The following is a 16,933-nucleotide window of genomic DNA, read 5'->3' as shown; positions in this document are numbered from 1 at the left end:
CCCCTTGACCAACGGACCTTGAGCTTTTCAACTCTTTCTATTATACCTACTTTTCCTACTTTGTCAAGATCTTTTTTCCTCTTTATCGAAATTCTGAAAATATAAGGGAAAAGAGCCAGTTAAACTGACTCCTTCTATTTATCTTGCCAATTAGTCGCACGTCCCTCTCCCCACCAGTAAGGGATCAATTCGGCAACTTTGATTGTTTTTCTTGTTTTGTAGTCCATCATGAACTCTGCTTCTTTATTTTCAGCATTCAATTCTAAGAGAAATTCTCTGCATGCGCCACAGGGCATACCTGAACTTTCACCATAGGGTGGTTTGTCTCGAAAGGCGAGGATTTTCTTAACTTTAGTTTGTCCTGAAAATTGATACATATTGAAGAGAGCTGCTCGTTCTGCACAGAGATGAAAAACGCCACAAGTGCCCTCCATACAAAATCCTGTGAATATCTGACCATCTTCTGCTTCTACTGCGGCAACGACATGGTTAGCATAAACAAAGTCAGAAACTTCATGGGGATTGTATAAGGTTCGCGCTTCTTCATACATCTTTTCCCAGATATCCATCTGCAGTCCTTTTTATTTAGAAATCTCTTTCAGCATGTTTTCAATATGCTGGATTGACTTTTCACGTCCGAGTAAGAAAATGGTGTCTGGTAATTCTGGTCCATGCATTTCACCTGATACAGCAATACGAATAGGCATGAAGAGGTTTTTTCCTTTGATACCTGTTTCTTTTTGGACTGCTTTGATTTGTGGGAAGATGTTTTCTGTCACAAATTCCTCATCTGTCATTGCTTCTAGTTTCGCTTTGAAGGCTTCTAGAACAATCGGAACGGTTTCTCCTGCCATGACCTCGCGCTCTGCATCTGTCAACTCTGGGAAGTCTGAGAAGAAAAGGTCTGTCAATGGAACGATTTCGTCCACTGATTTCATTTGTGGTTTGTAGAGTTCCACCATTTTTTCAGACTTGTCAGTCAAACGCCCTGCTTCTTCTAGGAATGGTTTTGCCATTTCAAAGATAGTAGCAAGTTCTGCTCTCTTGATGTAGTCGTTGCTCATCCAGTCTAGTTTCTTCTGATCAAAGGCAGCTGGTGACTTGCTGAGGCGGTTTTCGTCAAAGAGCTTAATGAGTTCTTCACGAGAGAAGATTTCATCTTCGCCGCCAGGATTCCAACCGAGTAGGGCGATAAAGTTAAAGACTGCTTCTGGAAGGTACCCTTTCTTACGATAGTCTTCGATAAACTGAAGGGTGTTGGTGTCGCGTTTAGACAATTTTTTACCCGTTTCAGAGTTGATAATCAAAGTCATGTGACCGAACTCAGGTGCATCCCAACCAAGCGCTTCATAGACCATGAGCTGTTTTGGGGTGTTGGCAATGTGGTCATCTCCACGGATAACATGAGAAATTTGCATATCGTGGTCATCAATAACAACAGCAAAGTTGTAAGTTGGGTAACCATCTTTCTTTTGGATCACCCAGTCACCACCGATATTGCCACCTTCAAATTCGATATCGCCTTTGACCATATCGTGCCACTTGTAGATACCAGACTCATTAACTGCCAAACGAACGGTTGGAATGATACCTGCTGCTTCACGTTCAGCTACATAAGCCTTTTTTTCCTCTTCGCTCATGCCAAGGTATTCGTTGATGTAACGAGGTGTTTCGCCAGCTGCTTCTTGACGTTTCCGCTCAGCTGTCAATTCTTCTTCTGTAACGTAAGATTTGTAGGCTTTACCTTCAGCTAACAGTTGATCAATATATTTTTGATACAAGTCCAAACGCTCAGACTGGCGGTAGCTTTCATGAGTTTCTGGGCTCTCATCCCAATCCATGCCCAACCAGCGAAGATTTTCAAGCTGTGAGCGTTCACCGTCTTCGACGTGGCGCTTACGGTCAGTATCCTCGATACGGATGATAAAAGTTCCACCATGATGGCGTGCGTAAAGGTAGTTAAACAATGCTGTACGGGCATTTCCGATGTGTAGTAGTCCTGTTGGACTTGGTGCGTAGCGTACGCGGATATCTTTTGACATAGTTTCTCCTATAAAGTCTCTAGGCGTCTGCCTTTTTGCTTTCTATATTATATCACAAGTCTCGCCTGAGTCCAATGTCTACGAATAAAGAGAGTAAAAAAGAGTGGACAAGCCACTCTTTTCTCCTATTATAGACGTGCATTGAGCTCTTTGCTCAATTCTTCAAATCCTGGTTTTCCAAGAAGGGCAAACATGTTGCGTTTGTAGGCTTCAACACCTGGTTGGTCAAATGGGTTGATGGCATTCAAGTAACCTGAAAGGGCGATTGCCAATTCGAAGAAGTAGATAGTGTAACCAAGAGTGAAAGCATCTTGCTCAGGAAGAGTCACGTACATGTTTGGTACATCACCGTCAGTGTGGGCAAGAAGAACACCGTCAGTCGCTTTTTTGTTTACAAAGTCAACGTCTTTTCCTTGAAGGTAACCAAGTCCGTCAAGGTCTTCTTCCAAAGTAGGAATGATCACGTTCTTGCGCGGTTTGTCAACACGGACAACTGTTTCAAACATGATACGAGTTCCTTCTTGGATAAATTGACCCAATGAGTGCAAGTCAGTTGAGAAGTTAGCTGAAGTTGGGTAGATCCCTTTTTGGTCTTTCCCTTCTGACTCACCAGCCAATTGTTTCCACCATTCTGAGAAGTATTGAAGTGATGGCTCGTAGTTTACCAAAATTTCAGTTGCATAACCTTTACGGTAAAGGATGTTACGAACTGCTGCATATTGGTAAGCTTCGTTTTCTGAAAGTTTGTCTGAAGTGTAGTCTTTACGAGCTGCGTTAGCACCTTCCATAAGGGCTTTGATGTCAGCTCCTGATGCAGCGATTGGAAGCAAACCAACTGCTGTTAATACTGAGAAACGTCCACCGATGTCATCTGGAACTACAAATGTTTCCCAACCGTTGGCATCTGCTTCAACCTTAACAGCACCTTTTTGGCGGTCAGTTGTAGCGTAGATACGTTTGTTGGCTTCTTCTTGACCGTATTTCTTAACCAAGAGTTCTTTGAAGACACGGAAAGCAATCGCTGGTTCTGTTGTTGTACCTGATTTAGAAATCACGTTTACTGAGAAGTCTTTGTCTGCAACATACTCTACCAAGTCAGCAAGGTAAGTAGATGAGATTGAGTTTCCAGCGTAAAGGATTTGTGGGGCTTTGCGTTCTTCTTTTGTTTGCAAGTTAGCAAAGTGGTGGTTCAAGAAGTCGATGGCTGCTTTGGCACCAAGGTAAGATCCACCGATACCGATTACAACCAAGACATCGCTATCTGACTTGATTTGTTCAGCAGCTTTCAAGATGCGGTCGAATTCTTCGCGGTCATAATTTTCAGGAAGGTCCAACCAACCCAAGAAGTCGCTACCAGCACCAGTTCCTTTACGAATCAATTCGTCTGCAGCTGTTACTTGTGATTGCATGTATTCCACTTCATGTGGGGCAACAAATTTGTCCAAAACTTTTGAATAGTCAAATTTAATATGTGACATGATATTCCTCCAATATTTCTTCTTTTCTATCATAACGCTTACCTTCGATTTTTTCAAGTTTTTTTTATTGAATTTGCCCAATTTTTATCAGAATTCAAACGTTTGCGTAAATTTGCTGAAATATAAAAAATCTGAAAGGACGAATAAAAACGGCTAGAGATTCTAACCGTTACAATTCATTTAATAAATACTCAAATAGTTCTAAATTGCCGTCTTCTTCATTGACCAGAAATTCTGGATGCCACTGCAAACCGATGATACGGTGCTCGTCGATAGACTCAATCGCTTCAATAGTCTGGTCTCGAGGATCCACCGCTGTCACACGGAAATTAGGTGCCAGATCTTTGATACTTTGACGATGGACTGAATTGACTTGACTTTCTTTGCCAAACAACTTAGCCACCACGCTTCCTTCTACCGTCTCAATAGAATGAGATGTCCCAAAAGGCAAGCCTTGCCAGTGACCTTCAATTTCTTGGTGAAGAGTGCCGCCAAAAGCAACATTGACCAGCTGAACCCCACGACAGATTGCCATAATTGGTTTATTCTGACGGAGTGCTTCTTTCAAGAGAGCTAGTTCAAACTCATCGCGTACAAGGTTGTAATCATCGCTCTCGATGGTTTTTTTCTCTCCATAAAACTGGGGATGGACATTTTGCCCACCTGTCAAGATGAGTTTGTCAATCATTTCCACATAATCGCGAACAATGGACTCATCCCCTACAGGAATCACTAAAGGGAGACCGCCGACTTGACGAATGCTCTCTGCAAATTTACAGGATACAGATGAGTGAATGTTTTTCCCTTCTGCATCTACAGGACATAGATTTGCAGCAACTCCTACAACCGTTCTAGCCATGATGTGTCTCCTTTCGATTTTCTTGCGACAGTCTTATCTTATCACTCCAACCCTTTCCTGTCTAATATGTTTTTTTAAAGACCGTGATAAGTATTTTTTATGGACAAGAAAAAGCTGCCCACGAGGACAACTTCTTTTTTATTCGAAGACAAATTGATTGTGATACAGTTCTGAGTAGAAACCGCCGAGTTTGAGTAACTCGTGATGATTCCCACGTTCAATGACTTCTCCATCTTTGAGGACAATGATCTGGTCGGCATTGAGGATGGTCTTGAGACGATGGGCAATGACAAAACTGGTTCGACCTGCTACAACTGCCTCCATGGCATGTTGAATCTTGCTTTCTGTTACGGTATCCACATTGGAAGTCGCTTCATCTAAGATTAGGACTTGAGGATCTGTCATCAAGGTCCGAGCGATGGAAATCAATTGTTTCTGCCCAGTCGAGAAGATATTTTGCTCATCATCAATAAGGGTATCATACTTGTCAGGCAAGCTTTCGATGTAGTCATGAATATGAGTTGCCTTGGCAGCTGCTTCGACCATTTCCTGGCTAGCATCTGGCACACCGAAGCGGATATTATCCCGGATCGTTCCACTAAACAAGACCGAATCCTGCAAAACAATACCGACCTTGCTCCGCAGACTGTCCAAATCGTAGTCACGGATGTCTTTGCCATCAAAGCAAATGCTACCTGCATCCACGTCGTAGAAACGATTGATGAGGTTCATGATGGTCGTTTTCCCCGAACCAGTCGGACCGACAACTGCTATCATCTGCCCCTTAGGAGCAGAAATGCTAACATCTTTCAAAATCGGCTTGTCAGGCACATAAGAAAAATCAACATGACTGATTTCAACACCTTCTCGCAATTCCGTAAAGGCAGGTGCATTTTGCGGGCGAATCTCTTCTTCTGCATCAAACATTTCCTGGATACGATCTGCCCCAGTAAAGGCCAACTGAAGACTCCCCCAGCTAGCAGCCACTTGGATAATCGGCTGGTAGTACTGCTGAGAAAATTGGGTAAACATAACGATCAAACCTAGAGCCGTCGTTGTTTCGATACTTGGATCGTTCAGCAGGACAGCCGAACCTGCAAAAATGACGATAGCCGTATTGACCAAGCTCATCCCATTCATAACTGGAAAGAGGATGCCTGAGAACATTCTCCCTTTAAAGGTTGCCTTGCGCACACGCTCATTTTGCTCCACAAAGCCTGCTACAATGTCGTCTTGAATCCCTTGTACGATAACAGTTTTCTGCCCAGAAATGCTTTCGTCCATATAAGCATTGAGTTTCCCAACCTCTTTTTGCTGGAGATTGGTGTACTTGCGGGCCATTTTCACGATGAAGACCAACATGAGAAAGGCCACTGGGGTGCTGGCTACTGTTATCAGGGCTAGCGTCACATTTTTTGAAAACATGACAAAAATCAAACCGATGTAAAGAGCAATATTGCTCATAACCTGAACTAGACTTTCATTGAAGGCTTGAAGGATGTTATCCAAGTCACTAGTGAAGCGAGAAAGGATATCACCATCCTGATGGCGGTCAAAGAAAGAAACCGTCAAACGGGAAAGTTTGCCAAAGAGGCCCTTACGCATCTCATTTGTTGACTCGGCAATCACACGGGTCATCAAGGCCATGTAAATCAAGCTGGACACAACCAAGACAAGGACAACCAGAGCTAGATTCAGCATCAGAGCTGACAAACTTTGCCAGGCTTGTTCTGAAGTCCCATTTTGATAAGCTAGAACCAGATTAGCGAGCTCCGTCACTGCTTGACCTGAAAAAACGGGAAAGAGGGCTTGGGCAATTGTCGCAAGCGCAACCATCAGAATCACAATGACAAAGGAGAGCTTGTAAACTTTAAAATAATTCCAGAAAAATCGAACTGTTTTCATTTTATTCCTCCTTTCCCTTTTGTGTTTCGTAGATTTCACGGTAGACGGCATTGCTAGCTACCAAGTCTGCATGTTTTCCTTCTCCAATCAAACGTCCTTGGTCCAAGACCAAAATCTTGTCTGCATGGACGACTGAACTGATTTTTTGAGCGATGATAATCGTTGTTGTCCCTTTCAGGTCTTTATTCAAAGCTTCCTGCACGAGTCTTTCTGACTTGGCATCCAAGGCCGAAGTCGAATCGTCAAAAATCAAGATACGGGGATTGCTGACAATCCCACGGGCAATCGACATCCGTTGTTTTTGCCCACCAGAAAAGTTGGTGCCACGTTCCTCGACCTGACTCTCAAATTTGTTTTCCATGCGTCCGATAAATTCGCTGGCTTGGGCGATTTGTGCTGCACGTTCCAGTTCTGACACGCTGGCATTACTTTTTCCTTGACGGAGATTATCTGCAATGGTTCCACTAAAGAGAATAGCCCGTTGCAAGACAATGGAGACTGTTTTACGCAAGGTTCCCTCGCTGACGTCTCGAATATCCTTGCCACCAATCTTGATAGAACCCTCCTGTGGGTCAAAAAGTCGTGGAATTAACTGAGCAAGAGTGGACTTACCTGCCCCAGTCGCTCCAACAACACCGACCATCTGACCAGGCGCAATATCAAAGGTTACATTCTTAAGCATGGGCTCTTCATCGGTAGGATAAGTGAAGGTCACATTTTCAAAAGAAAGACTTCCTTCTAACTCTTCGTCTGGGAGATCTTTAAATGTCATCGCTGGCTCGGTATCTAGAACCTCACGGATACGCATCATCGAAATCATACCACGACTGACTGTATTCCCCAAAAAACCTATCATGACAATGGTGAAAATAATCTGACTGAGATAGTTAACGAAGGAAGCAAGGGAACCAACGACAGACGAATCTGATTGGGCCATTCCACCCACCAGCCAGATTGAAAGAAAAACTGCTCCATATCCGACTAACATCATAAAGGGCTGCATTACAGAAAAAGCATAACCGATGTAGAGATTTTGACCCAGAAGCTCATCTGAGACCTCAGTAAACTTGTTAAATTGCTCTTTTTCTTGCACAAAGGATTTAACCACACGCACACCACGTAGATTTTCCTTGGCGATAGCATTAATTCGTTCAAGAAGGGTTTGAAACTTGGCAAAGCGCGGCCCCATCATCCCCATCATGATACCTGTAAGCACAAAAATCAGCACTACCATAAGGACAATTACCCACCAAAGCGAAGGCAGGGTGTGAACCGCTAAGATAAAGGAACCGATAAAAAGCAAGGGAAGACGGAAAAGGATTTGGAAAACCATCATCACCACATTCTGAATTTGGTTGATATCATTGGTCATACGGACTACTAAATTTCCAGCGTTAAACTGCTCAATATTAGCATAAGAAAAGGTTTGGATTTTACGAAAAGCATCTTCCCGAAGATCCGAAGATACTCCCTGAGCGATATAGGCTGCAAGAAGAACATTGACACCACCTGCAACCAGACCCACGAGGGCTACTCCTATCAACCATGCTCCAATACTATAAATAGCCTCATGTCGGCCAGCCAGTAAAGCATCTAAAACCTCCTGCAAATAGCGAGGTTGCAAGAGCGAGCTCGCAACCATCAAGCCTGTCATCACAAAGGATGCCAAGGCTTGCCATTTATAGGCTTTAATTTTTTTAATCAGCATACTTCCTCCTAATCAGATAGACAAAAGGGAGTGACGAAATTCGCCAGCTCCTCTCATTCTTTCATGTTGATGCTATTCTAGCAAAAAAGAGGAATCTTGTCAAAGGCGTTTTCGTATTATAAATTAGTGCGCTTTCACTCGCAAGTAATGCATGAAAAGGTTTTTTATGATAAAATGATAAGAAGAACTCTTACAAGGAGGAAAAAATGAAGAAACAAACCATCGCTGTCTTGGGTCCTGGTTCTTGGGGAACTGCCCTTTCGCAGGTTCTAAACGACAATGGACACGAGGTTCGGATTTGGGGAAATATTCCTGACCAGATCGATGAAATCAATAGCCAACATACAAACAAACGCTACTTTAAAGATATCCTACTTGACAAAAAAATCAAGGCCTACCATGACTTGGGAGAAACATTAAAGGGTGTGGATGCTGTTTTATTTGTTGTCCCAACAAAAGTAACGAGACTGGTTGCCCAACAAGTAGCAAAGGTACTCGATCACAAGGTTGTCATCATGCATGCCTCCAAAGGCTTGGAACCAGATAGTCACAAACGCCTATCAACCATTCTTGAAGAAGAAATTCCAGCTGATCTCCGTAGTGAAATCGTCGTTGTTTCTGGACCTAGCCACGCTGAGGAAACCATTGTACGGGATATTACCTTGATTACTGCGGCCTCCAAAGATCTTGAAACTGCCCAGTACGTCCAAAATCTCTTTAGCAATCACTACTTCCGCCTCTATACCAATACGGATGTTATCGGGGTTGAAACCGCTGGCGCTCTTAAAAATATCATTGCAGTTGGCGCAGGAGCATTGCATGGTCTAGGATTTGGCGACAATGCCAAGGCAGCCATCATCGCCCGTGGCTTGACAGAAATCACCCGTCTAGGAGTAGCTCTTGGAGCTAATCCTCTAACTTATAGCGGTCTTTCTGGAGTCGGTGATTTGATCGTAACGGGGACATCCGTCCACTCTCGTAACTGGAGGGCTGGTGACGCTCTCGGTCGTGGAGAATCTCTAGCAGACATCGAAGCCAACATGGGCATGGTCATTGAAGGAATTTCAACAACCCGAGCAGCTTACGAACTAGCTCAGGAATTGGGTGTCTACATGCCAATCACACAAGCCATCTACCGAGTTATCTATGAAGGTGTCAATATTAAAGAAGCAATCAATGACATCATGAACAATGAATTTAAAGCAGAAAACGAATGGTCTTAGACCCTTATAGAAAGGAACATTATGAAACAAAAAGTCAGAAAAGCAGTCATCCCTGCCGCTGGATTGGGAACTCGTTTCCTCCCTGCAACTAAAGCCTTGGCCAAGGAAATGTTGCCAATCGTAGACAAACCAACCATCCAATTTATCGTTGAAGAAGCCCTCAAGTCTGGAATCGAAGATATCTTGGTTGTTACTGGTAAGTCAAAACGTTCCATCGAGGACCATTTTGATTCAAACTTCGAATTGGAATACAACCTCAAAGAAAAAGGGAAAACGGATCTTTTGAAACTAGTTGATGAAACAACTGGCATGCGTCTGCATTTTATCCGCCAAACTCATCCACGCGGTCTCGGAGACGCTGTTTTGCAAGCCAAGGCTTTCGTCGGAAATGAACCTTTTGTCGTTATGCTTGGTGATGACTTGATGGATATCACCAACGACAAGGCTGTTCCGCTTACCAAACAACTCATGGATGACTACGAGCGTACGCACGCGTCCACTATCGCTGTCATGCCTGTCCCTCACGACGAAGTATCTGCCTATGGGGTGATTGCTCCGCAAGGCGAAGGAAAAAACGGTCTTTACAGCGTTGATATCTTCGTTGAAAAACCAGCTCCAGAGGATGCTCCTAGCGACCTTGCTATCATCGGACGTTACCTCCTCACACCTGAAATTTTTCAAATCCTCGAAAACCAAACTCCAGGTGCAGGAAATGAAATTCAGCTGACAGATGCGATCAACACCCTCAATAAAACACAACGTGTATTTGCTCGTGAGTTCAAGGGAGCTCGCTACGATGTCGGAGATAAGTTTGGCTTTATGAAAACGTCCATCGACTACGCTCTCAAACACCCACAGGTCAAAGACGATTTGAAAGACTACCTCATCCAACTCGGAAAAGAGTTATCTGAGGGGAAATAAAAAACACCTTATACAATAAAGAGCCTGGGACAATAGTCCCGTGGCTCTTTTTAAACTATTCCACCCCTACACATAGCTCATTCCTTTGTAGAAAAGGAAAACGGCCAATGCAATAAAAAGTACAGTGGCTCCGATTCTCTGGCTAGTACTATACATCCTTCTCTCCCCTTTGACTGGGAAGATGACTGCTAGAAAAGCCCCGCCTACTGCGCCACCGATATGCCCTGCTAGGCTGATTCCTGGAATCAGAACACTTCCAATGATATTTATCACGAAAAGTGTCAGATAGGATTGCCCCAACTGCTGAATATAGGGGTTGCGAGTTGCGTAACGCAAGACGATAATCGCAGCAAATAGTCCATAGAGGGAGGTGGATGCTCCTGCTGCTAGGACTTTCGGCGTAAAAGCAAAAACAAAGAGATTCCCCAGCATTCCTGATAAAAGATAGAGAAAGAAGAACTGCCTAGAGCCGAAAATCTCCTCCACCTGTCGCCCAAGAAAGTAGAGTGAAATCATATTGACAATGAAATGCTCCCAACCGATATGCACAAATATAGCCGAAAAAAGGCGCCAAATCTGCTCGGGGAACAGGCGAATGATCGGTCCATACATAGCTCCAAACTGAAAAAGAGTTTTTGCCTGATCAAAGTTGATACCCGTAGTAATCAGCATCAAGAGAAATACCAAAGCTGTCACTAGGAGGAAAAAACTAGTCACAGGGTAGCGTTTATCAAAGATTTCCTTCATAGATTAGCACCTCCTGGACGGGAATATCGTAATCTTCCGAGTTGAAATTCTGGATTTGACAAGGATAGATTGTGCTCATGGTATGCCCAGCAAAATTTTCCAGATAGCGGTCGTAGTAGCCTCCACCATATCCAATCCGATAGCCCTCTGTTGTAAAAGCCAAGCCCGGAACATGAATTAAATCAATCTGAGACGGTTCCACCACTTCCAAGTCTCCTTGCGGTTCCAGTAAACCAAAGGAAGTTTTTGCCAACTGCTGCGGATCATAGACCACAAATTCCATGCGCCCCTTGGGATAGGTTTTGGGTATCAGAACCTTTTTGCCGTCCTTCAGCACCTGCTTGATCAGTTCCTGCGTTTGAAACTCATGCGGGAAAGAGAGATAGGTTGCGATGGTCTTGGCTTCTTGGTAAAAGGGGTGTTGTAAGAAACGCTCAGTTAAAACTTGATCCATAGCCTGTTTTTGCTCCTGAGATAAAGCCTTCATTTCTTGCAAGACTTGCTTGCGTAGTTCTGCTTTCATAGACAATTCCTCTACTCTGCTGCCTTCTTTTTCAGGAAACTAGAGACCGCATCTACCCCAATGGCTAAGGCTTCTTCCTTAGGACTCATCTGAGGGTGATGAAGGGCGTAGGGACTATCAATACCTAGCCAGAACATGACGCCATCAACTTTTGAAAGGAGGTAACCAAAGTCCTCACCTGTCATAGCAGGCTCGATATCAATCAACTCGATTCCATCTTTCTCTTCAAAGAATGTCATTAGTTTACGCGCCAAGGCTGGATGGTTCTCAACAGGCAGGTAGCCCCCTTGTTTGAGTTCCACTTCTACTTCCATACCAAAGGCTGCCGCAACTCCTTCTGCGACTGTTTTGACTCTCTTTTGTACCAAAAGGCTCATTTCCTGAGTCAAGGCGCGAATAGTTCCATGTAAAAAAGCTGTGTCTGTGATGACATTGTTGGTTGTTCCAGCTTGGAAAAGGCCAAAGGTCACCACCGCTCCCTCGATGGGGTTGACATTGCGGCTGACAACTGACTGCACTTGGGTTACAAAGTAACTAGCAGCCACCAAGGCGTCATTAGCCTCGTGCGGAAAGGCTGCGTGTCCGCCCTTTCCTTTGAAACGAACCTTCACCTCACAAGTCCCTGCAAAGAGAGTGTGTGTATTGGTCGCAATCTGTCCAACCTTCAGATCCGGACGAACATGAAGGCCATAAAATTGATCTGGCAACCAGTCCCCAAAAGCGCCGTCCTCATACATAAGCATCCCACCAGCTTCATTTTCTTCAGCAGGCTGAAACAGAAAGAGCAGATTATTCTTGGGTTGCTCCTCAAGGGCGCGTTCGAGACAGCCCAAGGCAATGGTCATATGAAAATCATGGCCACAGGCATGCATGCGACCTTGGTGTTGAGAGACGAAAGGCAGTCCTGTTTGTTCGACGATAGGCAGGCCATCAATATCTGTTCGCCAACCAATGGTTCGTTCCGGCTGACTTCCCTGCAGGTAGACCAAAATCCCTGTCCGCCAAGTACGAACTTGAACAAAATCCTTGCCCGTTGTCAATTTCTCAATCACATCCAGCAAATAAGCCTGAGTCTTGAACTCTTCCAAGCCAATCTCTGGAATCTGGTGCAAATCTCGTCTAGTCTGAATCAAATCTAACATCTATCGATCCTCCTTTTGATAGAAGAAAGAGGCTGGAAAAAGGGTTCCGCCTCTTTTTTACTTTTACAATTACAAGGTACGAAGTGCATCCTCAAGCGCTGTTTTTTGTTGGGTTTGGGCATCAATTTCTTTGATGATACGAGCCGGAACACCTGCTACCACCACATTTTCTGGAACATCTTGGGTAACAATAGCTCCTGCTGCAACAACTGATCCACTGCCGATTTGGACTCCTTCGATAACCACTGCATTGGCACCGATAAGAACATTATCTCCAACGCGGACTGGTTCAGCACTAGCTGGCTCAATCACACCCGCCAAAACTGCACCTGCACCAACGTGGCTATTTTTTCCAACGATAGCACGACCACCAAGGATGGCACCCATGTCAATCATGGTTCCTGCACCAATCTCAGCACCGATATTGATAACTGCTCCCATCATGATAACAGCATTGTCACCAATTTCAACCTGGTCACGGATAATAGCACCTGGCTCGATACGAGCGTTGATAGCACGCTTATCTAGCAAAGGAACTGCAGAATTACGAGCATCTTGCTCGACAATATAGTCTTGATTTTCTACCAAACCATCGAGAAGTGGAGCGACGTCCTTCCAGTCTCCAAATAGAACATTCCCTAGTTTGACAACAGAGCTAGGTAGAGCAGATGCGAGTTGTCCCTCAAAGGTTACTTTGACACTGGTTTTCTTTTCAGCATTGGCGATAAATTGGATAATCTCTTGAGCATTCATTTTTGTGGCAGTCATAGGCGCCTCCTGGTTCGTTATAATGATACCTATTCTACCAAAAAAGGCTTCAAATTTGAAGCCTTAAGCACTCGAACAGAACATTTTACCTTTCCTTCGTTTCCTCTATTGATAAGAAAACCATTGGGACGATAATCAAAATCATAGCCAAAGCTAGAAAACCATCCAAAACCATACCTAGAAATAGTACACTTAACAATGCGGAAGATAAAGGTTCGCTGGCACTCACAACTGATACAACTAAAGGTGAGACGAGTAGCACAGCCTTCATCGAAAGGAAAAAAGCAAAAGCCGTTCCAAACACAGCAATAGTAAAACAAATCAAAAGGCTCGTCACATCAAGTTGGAAGGTAATCTGATGAATAGGATAAAGAAAATTGCTAAAAACACCTGCTAGCAACATCCCCCAACCAACAGTCGGCACAAAACCATAGTCACGTGCAAAACGCTGAGGCAGGATAACGTTGAACATAACCCCTACAGCACTGAGGAGTCCAGTGACCAAAGCTAAGGGAGTCATGGATAACTGGGACAAATCTCCTTTTGTGGCCATCAAAAAAACACCTAACATGGCAATCAAAACATAGAGAATAGCTGTGATAGAAGCCTTCTTTTGATAGACGATACGATTATAAAACAAGATAAAAACTGGACTGATAAATTGCAAAATCGTTGCTGTCGTCGCATTGGAATACTCAACACAGAGATAAAAGAAAAACTGCACAGAAAAAATACCTAGAATAGCATAGGCTAAAAAAGGCAGATAATTTTTCTTGTCCCGCCAGATGTCCAATAACTGGGTGCGTAACTGAAAGGCTGATAAAACTAAAACCAAACTCCCTGCCACTAGCAAGCGCATGGAAGTGATCCAGCCAGACGACACCTGATAATGGGCGAAAAAATATTCTCCTAAAATACCACAAATTCCCCAAATCAGACCTGACAACAGTGAATATAAAGTTCCCTTAAAAATCTTCTTTTGATACTTATTCATTCTCCTATTGTAACACGAAATGAAAAAAGAAAAAAGTAGCATGAAAAAATATTATTGAATGAATCATGCTACTTTTTTATTCTATCGATTTGATTGATTTGAGCGAGTTGATGAGCTTGTTCCCGAACTACCACTTGAGCTTGGGAGAGTTGGGGTAGGAAGAGTGGGTAAACTTCCTAAAATACTCTTCCAAGCATTTTGATAATCGGCATCGCTCCCTCCGATGGCAAAGCGGTAAGTGGTTACTGGCGCCCCTTCTTTAGTAGCCCAATAGCTCGTTACTGTAGAACCTGAAACGGTGACTTCTTTGCCATTGATTGTGACCTTGCCAGGTTTCTCTCCTGTCGATTTGAGGACTTGAGACTTGGTCACGCTTGGATCTAGACTAAAGCGCTCATTTCCCCATATGCCAGGTTCGGCTTGTTGAATGGCATTGACCAAGTGAGCCATATAATTGGCGTTGCGGTAGTGACCTGCTCCTTTAGCTAGTGGTCGGTTGTCGTCGTGACCTAACCAGCCCCCTAGAGTCAAGCGTGGCGTAGAAAGCATGAGCCACATGTTTTCATCTTCATTGGTCGTACCAGTCTTTCCAATCCAATCGGCGCGAGCTAGGCTTGGATTGATGGAAGCCAAGTCGGTCTGGAAGCTCGAAGTAATTCGAGATGAGATCACCTCGCGAAGCAGACTCTGCATAATGGTCGCTGTCGCTTTTGAATAAACTTGGACAGGTTGACTTTTATGCTCATAAATCACTTGTCCCGTCGTCGATTCAATCTTCGCAATCATATGTTTCTTATGGTAAACTCCGTTGTTGGCCAGAGTCTGATATCCGTTGGTATGCTGGGCAACTGTAACATCAATCCCCCCACCCATCGGTAAACTTTCGATACCATATTCTGGGATTTCATAACCCATTTTTTCCATATAACCTTTGACATCGACACCCTTCTCTCGAAGCGTACGATAAGTCCAGTAGGCTGGGATATTCCATGAATAGTTGAGGGCTTCTCCTAAGGTCATCATCCCTGTACCAGGACTATTGACATACATGATGGGATTGCCGTTTGAAAAGTTTGTCGGGTAGTTAGACAAGATGCTTGCACTTCCCATAAAACCTTGGTCAATCGCGATACCATAGGCCAGTATAGGCTTAGTGGTTGAAGCTGGAGAACGCTTGGTATCGATAGCGTGATTGTTCTGATTTTCTTGGTAATTACGGCCACCAACAAATCCAAGGATGGCTCCCGTTTGGTTGTCCATGAGGACATTCCCTACTTCAGGCTGGCCTGTCGAATCATCTAGCAGATAGCCGTAGGTCGCAACCGCATTTTGCATTGCGGTATGAACGTTTTTATTAATGGTAGTGGTAATTTTATAACCACCGTTTTCAATTTCCTTGGTTGCTAGGTCATGATAAGCTTTCTGGATAGACTCATTCTTTAACTCTTGAGCAGAGACATGATCTCTCTCAACTAGATAATCATACATCCGATCTGTAGCTTCTGCCAAGGTTGCAAAGTAAAGATAGTCGCGTGAGCTTCCGTTGACACTACCTGATGGTAGAAAATCTTGCTTAAAGTCATAATCTTTGTACTTATCGTACTCTTCCTGACTTAGAGCCCCTGTCCGGTACATGTTGTAGAGGACATCCTTGGCACGCTTAATCCCCAAAGCCATGTCCTCATCACTCTTCATACTACCATCAAATTCATAAGGGGAATAACTAATCGGACTCTGTGGCAAGCCTGCGATAAAGGCCGCTTGAGGTATCGTCAAATCTGAAGCATTAACACCGAAAATTCCTTCTGCAGCCTGCTGGGCACCTGCAATATTTTGACCTTTGTGATTGCGACCGAAAGGAGCAATATTCAGATAGGTTGTCAGAATTTCATCCTTGCTCATGATGCGTTCCAAAGCAAGAGCATCTACGATTTCTGTCGCCTTACGAGCCAAGGTCGGAGCATCCCCTACCACCTGTTGCTTGATAACCTGCTGAGTCAAGGTTGAACCGCCACTGGACGATCCCAGACCGACAAAGGTTCCCAAGGTCGCACGAATAACGGCCTTAGGCATAACTCCCTTGTGCTCATTGAAATGCTCGTCCTCTGTCGCAATGATAGCCTTTTTAAGATTATCTGATATAGCATCCGAAGCTACTGAAGTTCGCAACAAATCGCCCTCAATCGAGGCAATGGTACTGCCGTCAGAATAAGTGATTTCTGAGATAGAGGCAATATCCTTCACTTGCTTGACCAACTCTTCTGCTTGAGGGACTTGAGCCTTGTCAAATAGAGCGACGCCATAGCCCATAGCCACCCCAGCACCAAACAGTCCAGCGATAAAACCTAAGATAAAGAGAGTGTTAAAAACTATTTTAAACCCACTCAAAACCTTAGCCAAAATAGACCCAACCCTTCTGACTTTGTCAGAAGAAGCCACTTTCTTATTGATCTTTTCACTTGCTTGTTTTTTCTTCCATTTGACAGATAGTTGCTGGAAAAATTGCAGCAACTTTGTTTTTAATTCATTGTTTCTTTTTTTCATGAATGTCCTCACTTTCTTTATTATACCATAAAAGGGAAACTTTCAATAAAATAGCCACTTTCTTCCCTATTCTACTAGG

At 43.9% G+C, this 16,933-nt stretch carries 14 protein-coding genes; 2 read left to right on the top strand and 12 right to left on the bottom strand.

The features are described from left to right. Nucleotides 1-134 precede the first annotated feature (134 nt). The 6 genes from HT680_RS08355 to HT680_RS08330 form a co-directional block, all read right to left on the bottom strand. On the bottom strand, nt 135-569 hold the full coding sequence (locus tag HT680_RS08355) for a cytidine deaminase (RefSeq protein ID WP_173259633.1): 435 nt from the start codon (nt 567-569) through the stop codon (nt 135-137). Nucleotides 570-581: 12 nt separating this feature from the next. Then, a complete protein-coding gene (gene gltX, locus HT680_RS08350) occupies nt 582-2,042 on the bottom strand; it encodes a glutamate--tRNA ligase (RefSeq protein ID WP_173259631.1) in 1,461 nt (486 codons plus the stop codon). Between the two features lie 128 nt (nt 2,043-2,170). Beyond that, nucleotides 2,171-3,520, bottom strand: a complete 1,350-nt coding sequence (locus HT680_RS08345) for a glucose-6-phosphate isomerase (protein WP_007519938.1) — start codon at nt 3,518-3,520, stop codon at nt 2,171-2,173. Between the two features lie 169 nt (nt 3,521-3,689). Beyond that, complete coding sequence (locus HT680_RS08340) at nt 3,690-4,379, bottom strand: gamma-glutamyl-gamma-aminobutyrate hydrolase family protein (protein ID WP_173259629.1); 690 nt, start codon at nt 4,377-4,379, stop codon at nt 3,690-3,692. A gap of 138 nt (nt 4,380-4,517) precedes the next feature. Next, nucleotides 4,518-6,284: an ABC transporter ATP-binding protein gene (locus tag HT680_RS08335; protein ID WP_173259626.1), complete on the bottom strand. Its 1,767-nt coding sequence runs from the start codon at nt 6,282-6,284 to the stop codon at nt 4,518-4,520. A 1-nt stretch (nt 6,285) separates the two neighbouring features. Continuing rightward, nucleotides 6,286-7,992 (bottom strand): ABC transporter ATP-binding protein, encoded by a 1,707-nt coding sequence (locus tag HT680_RS08330; RefSeq protein ID WP_173259624.1) that lies wholly within the window; start codon nt 7,990-7,992, stop codon nt 6,286-6,288. Nucleotides 7,993-8,198: 206 nt separating this feature from the next. On the opposite strand from HT680_RS08330, the gene HT680_RS08325 reads away from it, so the two are divergent. Next, on the top strand, nt 8,199-9,215 hold the full coding sequence (locus tag HT680_RS08325; RefSeq protein WP_173259622.1) for an NAD(P)H-dependent glycerol-3-phosphate dehydrogenase: 1,017 nt from the start codon (nt 8,199-8,201) through the stop codon (nt 9,213-9,215). 21 nt (nt 9,216-9,236) lie between these two features. After that, nucleotides 9,237-10,136, top strand: a complete 900-nt coding sequence (galU, locus tag HT680_RS08320) for a UTP--glucose-1-phosphate uridylyltransferase GalU (RefSeq protein ID WP_173259620.1) — start codon at nt 9,237-9,239, stop codon at nt 10,134-10,136. A 66-nt stretch (nt 10,137-10,202) separates the two neighbouring features. Here the strand turns inward: galU and HT680_RS08315 are convergent, their stop codons facing one another. From HT680_RS08315 to pbp1b, 6 genes are all read right to left on the bottom strand, one after another. Next, complete coding sequence (locus HT680_RS08315; RefSeq protein WP_173259618.1) at nt 10,203-10,883, bottom strand: rhomboid family intramembrane serine protease; 681 nt, start codon at nt 10,881-10,883, stop codon at nt 10,203-10,205. Next, the gene (locus HT680_RS08310) at nt 10,867-11,406 is read right to left on the bottom strand and encodes a 5-formyltetrahydrofolate cyclo-ligase (protein WP_173259616.1); all 540 of its coding nucleotides are present in this window, start codon (nt 11,404-11,406) and stop codon (nt 10,867-10,869) included. Before HT680_RS08310 ends, HT680_RS08315 begins: the two co-directional genes overlap by 17 nt. A gap of 11 nt (nt 11,407-11,417) precedes the next feature. Continuing rightward, nucleotides 11,418-12,548: an N-acetyldiaminopimelate deacetylase gene (locus HT680_RS08305; protein WP_173259614.1), complete on the bottom strand. Its 1,131-nt coding sequence runs from the start codon at nt 12,546-12,548 to the stop codon at nt 11,418-11,420. Between the two features lie 69 nt (nt 12,549-12,617). Beyond that, complete coding sequence (dapD, locus tag HT680_RS08300) at nt 12,618-13,316, bottom strand: 2,3,4,5-tetrahydropyridine-2,6-dicarboxylate N-acetyltransferase (protein WP_173259612.1); 699 nt, start codon at nt 13,314-13,316, stop codon at nt 12,618-12,620. Between the two features lie 85 nt (nt 13,317-13,401). After that, nucleotides 13,402-14,310 (bottom strand): DMT family transporter, encoded by a 909-nt coding sequence (locus tag HT680_RS08295; RefSeq protein ID WP_061418879.1) that lies wholly within the window; start codon nt 14,308-14,310, stop codon nt 13,402-13,404. A gap of 81 nt (nt 14,311-14,391) precedes the next feature. Beyond that, nucleotides 14,392-16,854, bottom strand: a complete 2,463-nt coding sequence (gene pbp1b, locus HT680_RS08290; RefSeq protein ID WP_173259610.1) for a penicillin-binding protein PBP1B — start codon at nt 16,852-16,854, stop codon at nt 14,392-14,394. Nucleotides 16,855-16,933 lie beyond the last annotated feature (79 nt).

The organism is Streptococcus sp. 5905, assembly GCF_013276505.1.
Lineage (GTDB): Bacteria > Bacillota > Bacilli > Lactobacillales > Streptococcaceae > Streptococcus.
This window is presented reverse-complemented; position numbering and strand designations above follow the sequence as displayed.